Annotated in this window: 3 protein-coding genes and 1 pseudogene; 3 read left to right on the forward strand and 1 reads right to left on the reverse strand. The window is 61.9% G+C overall.

The features are described from left to right. The first annotated feature begins 185 nt into the window (after window positions 1-185). The 3 genes and pseudogenes from PF446_RS14135 to PF446_RS14145 form a co-directional block, all read left to right on the forward strand. Window positions 186-1,649 (forward strand): biotin carboxylase, encoded by a 1,464-nt coding sequence (locus tag PF446_RS14135; RefSeq protein ID WP_298072709.1) that lies wholly within the window; start codon window positions 186-188, stop codon window positions 1,647-1,649. A 255-nt stretch (window positions 1,650-1,904) separates the two neighbouring features. Then, the gene (locus PF446_RS14140) at window positions 1,905-2,879 is read left to right on the forward strand and encodes a C45 family peptidase (protein ID WP_298072711.1); all 975 of its coding nucleotides are present in this window, start codon (window positions 1,905-1,907) and stop codon (window positions 2,877-2,879) included. Between the two features lie 62 nt (window positions 2,880-2,941). Then, a pseudogene (locus PF446_RS14145) lies at window positions 2,942-3,157 on the forward strand (transposase); the annotation flags it as partial. A gap of 181 nt (window positions 3,158-3,338) precedes the next feature. On the opposite strand, the gene PF446_RS14150 reads toward PF446_RS14145, so the two are convergent. Continuing rightward, window positions 3,339-4,157 (reverse strand): YihY/virulence factor BrkB family protein (locus PF446_RS14150; protein WP_298072712.1); only part of this gene is annotated, 819 nt, incomplete at its 5' end.

Consider the following 4,157-nt stretch of genomic DNA (forward strand, 5'->3'; position numbering starts at 1 on the left):
TTTCCGATCCTGGTGCCGGGCCAGATCGTATCCAAGGAAATCTTGCTGTTCATGCGTGCTCTCGACGTCACCGAGATCCACGGCTACCGGCCCGATCTTGGCTTGCGCGTATTCACTGAGCAGGCCCTCGCCAGCGCCGGGGATTGATCCCCCGCGCCCGCGCCACAGACCCAGGAGGAAAGCCCATGGCAACCCGCCGCAAGAAATTGAAAAACCTGTCCGAGATCCGCCGCTTCTTCCACCGCAATGAAGAGCCCATCTATTTCGTCAGCGCCACCAACTTCAACCTGCTCGGACTGGATGAGTGGGTGAAGAATTTCAAGTACATCAATTACATCGATTGCTACGACGGCGCTCACCCCAACGTGTTCTGCCCGGACGAACATCCGCATGCCGAATTCCAGTCGATCGAGGACATCAACAACTATCTGCTTGAACACAAGCAGGTCGTCGACCTGATCGAAGATCGCGGCGGCAAGCCGCGCCTGGTGTTCCTGATGTTCGACGAACGTACCGAGGCTCTGGCCAAGGAACTGGGCGCCGAGGTGTGGTTCCCCAAGGCCAGCCTGCGCAACCGGGTAGACAACAAGATCGAGACCGTACGCATCGGCGACAAGGCCGGTGTCCCCAGCGTGCCCAACACCCTGGCCGAGGTGCCTGACTTCAAGACCTTGATGGAAATTGCCGAAGCTTCCGGGCTGGGCCGCGACCTGGTGTTGCAGTCGGCCTACGGCGACTCCGGGCATACCACGTTCTTCATCAAGTCCGAGGCGGATTTCCGCAAGCACCAGCACGACATCGTCGATGCCGGTGAGATCAAGATCATGAAGCGAATCAATTGCCGCGGTTCGGCCATCGAGGCCTGCGCCACCAAGCGCGGCACCATCGTCGGCCCGCTGATGACCGAACTGGTGGGCTTCCCGTCGCTGACCCCGTATCGCGGCGGCTGGTGCGGCAACGAGATTTTCGCCAATGCGTTCTCGCGCAAAACCCGCGAAAAGGCACGCGAATACACCTATCGGTTCGGCGAGCAGTTGCGCAAGGAAGGTTATCGCGGCTATTTCGAGCTGGATTTCCTGATCGATCAGCGCAGCAGGGAAATCTACCTGGGCGAGCTGAACCCGCGCATCACTGGCGCCAGCTCCATGACCAACCACGCCGCCTTCGCGCACGCCGACGCACCGCTGTTCCTGTTCCATCTGCTGGAGTTCTCCGGGATCCCCTTCGAGCTGGACATCGACGAACTGAACGAACGTTGGGCCGACAAGGACAACATCGACGACTGGTGCCAGATGGTGGTCAAGCACACCGACGACAGTATCGACATGATCACAGAGGCGCCGCGTAGCGGCATCTGGCGCATGCACGATGATGGCAGCGTCGAATACTCGCGCTTCGACTATCACCGTCGCGCAGTGGAGAGTGAGCGCGAGGCTTTTTTCCTGCGCATCCTCAAGCCCGGCGATTACCGTTACGAAGGGGCCGATCTGGGTATCCTGGTCACGCGTGGGCGCGCCATGGACGACAAATTCGCTCTCACCGAACGGTCGAAGAAATGGATCAAGGGCATGCGCAGGCACTTCAAGGGCCGTGCCCTGACCGAGGCTGCGCCACCTGACCTGGCCGAACACCAGTTCAAGATGCTGTAGTGCGCACGACCCATGGACCCAGCGTGTCCCCACGTGTCCGTTGAATCCATGCGGCTTTGCGTTCAATCTGTTCTCGTCCTTGCGACGACCTCAATGGCGAAAGTCTGCGAGAACCCATACCGGCGCGGCATACTCGGTGCTGCTTCTGGATGCCAGACTTGGGCGTCCAGGGCTTGCCGATCGTCGCTGTGCGGCTCGTCCCGTGCGGTCATCGCGCGGGTCCACGAATAACTCAAACGGGAGTCGGCGCCGCGTATGGATCTGTTGTTCAGCGCCCTGGACGATCATGCGGGTGAAAACTGGGGGCCGTGGTTCCGCGCACTTTGGCCGCTCTACCGCCAATGGTTTTTGCGCGAGGGCATGGAGAATCGCGCGACCTTTCTGGAGTCGCGTCTGGCCCTGCGCGAACACATGCCGCAGATACTGCCGCTGTGGGAGCGTTGCGTGGAAGCTGCGGGTGGCGGCGACCTTGAAGCGCGATTTCTCAGCCTGTACTGCCCGCCGGCCTATTTCAGCGGCTGCTCGCAGGCCGTGTGGCCGGGCACCTCGCCGCTGCTGGTGCGCAATTACGATTACCACCCGGGTGCGTTCGACGCGCTGGTGTTGCGCACGCACTGGGGCCCGCGCCGCGTGCTTGGTACCAGCGATTGCGGCATCGGTCTGCTCGATGGCATCAACGACGCCGGATTGGCGATGTCACTGACGTTTGGCGGGCGCCGCGTGGTTGGCGAGGGGTTCGGCGTGCCGATCATCCTGCGCTACGTCCTGGAAACCTGTGGCACCACCGAAGAGGCCGCGCTGGCCCTGGCGCGCATCCCCACGCACATGGCCTACAACGTCACCGTGCTGGACGCGCAGCAACGTCACGCGACCGTCTACATGGCCCCCGACAAGCCCGCCGAAATCACCCACGCTGCAGTCGCCACCAACCACCAGGGACGGGTCGACTGGGCCGGCCACGAGCGCATGACCGCGTCCGTGCGTCGCGAGCGCTTCCTGTTGCAACGTCTCAGCCTGCATCCGGAAAGCGAAGCCAGCTTCATCGGTGCCTTTCTCAAGCCGCCGTTGTACTCACTGGCGTTTGAGCGTGGCTTCGGCACGCTGTACACCGCCGCGCTGCGCCCCGATCTGGGCAGCGTCAGCTACCACTGGCCGGACAGCACCTGGCGCTTCCAGTTGGACGCCTTCCAGCCCGGACAACGGCACATCCGCTATCTGGCGCCGTGGTAACCCCGCGTTCTCAAGTGACACCAAAAATGGAATTTTCTCGCAGACTTTGCCGAGGAGGTTGCATGAAAAAGTCCGGATGTACCGCCAGCCAGATTCTGGCCGTGCTCAAGCAGGCCGAGGCCAGCAGCCCCGTGCCGTAACTGTGCCGGGAGCATGGCATCAGCTCGGCGACGTTCTACAAGTGGCGCAGCACGTTTGGCGGCATGGATGCATCGCTGATGTCCCAGCGCAAGGCGCTGCAGGACCAGAACCGGCGTCTGAAGAAAAGGTACGCCGACGCTTGGCTCCACTTTTGGCGCCCGCTGAAAGCGGGGGGATGACCCTGCCGCTGCAGGCGCTGAGTTACAGCGCCGCTACGTATCATCAACGCAACGACGGGTGGACAGCCATGGCTGTCACGGCACAGCGCTTGCTGCAATCTGCATTCCACGTGCCCGTTTTGCATGACCAGGGCACCGCTCAGTCGCGGATGCGTGCGTTGGTCTGGCGCTCCATCTCGATATTGAATTCGGCACCGAGCAGGAACACCAAGGCAGTCAGGAAGAACCATGTCATCACCACCATGACCATACCCAGCGAGCCGTAAACGTTGCCGAATTGACCCACGTGGGAGATGTACAGTGACATGCTTGCCGATGCGGCGAGCCATAGCGCAGTGCTGAACACGGAACCCGCGCTCACCCACTCCCAGCGCGGCTGCGAGTGGCTGGGGCCGAAGCGGTACAGCATCGTCATGCTGACCAGGGCGGTGATGGCGATGACCAGCCAGCGCGCGACCAGCGCGAACACGTACAGCATGGTGGAATTTGATGACATCTGGTGGATCACCAACGGCGCGCCGACGATCATGGCGAGCGCCAGCAGCCAGAAGACCAGCGCCCCGAGTGCCAGTGCCAGTGCCGTGCCGAACAGTGCCGTCCAGCTGCGTTTCTCTTCTTCTTCGTAGACAATGTTGAGTGCGCTGATGATGCCGAGTACGCCGCGCACAGCCACCCATACGGCAGCAATGATGCTCAACACAATGCTGAATCCGAGCTTGAGTCCGGAAGCACGCACGATGGCGTTCATGTCGCTGTGCAGCGCGTGCACCACGCTGGGTGGCGCCATGGAAGACAGGGACTGCAACTGGTGCGAGAGCTGCGCCGGTGACGTCACGAGGCCATAGACGGAGATCAATGCCGTCAGCGTGGGCAGCAGGGCGAACAAGGCCAGGAAAGCCATTCCGGATGAGGCGATGAACACGTGGTCGCTCAGAACCTCGCGACCCATGCGTCGTGC

The organism is Oleiagrimonas sp. (assembly GCF_027858935.1).
In the GTDB taxonomy this organism is placed as follows: domain Bacteria; phylum Pseudomonadota; class Gammaproteobacteria; order Xanthomonadales; family Rhodanobacteraceae; genus Oleiagrimonas.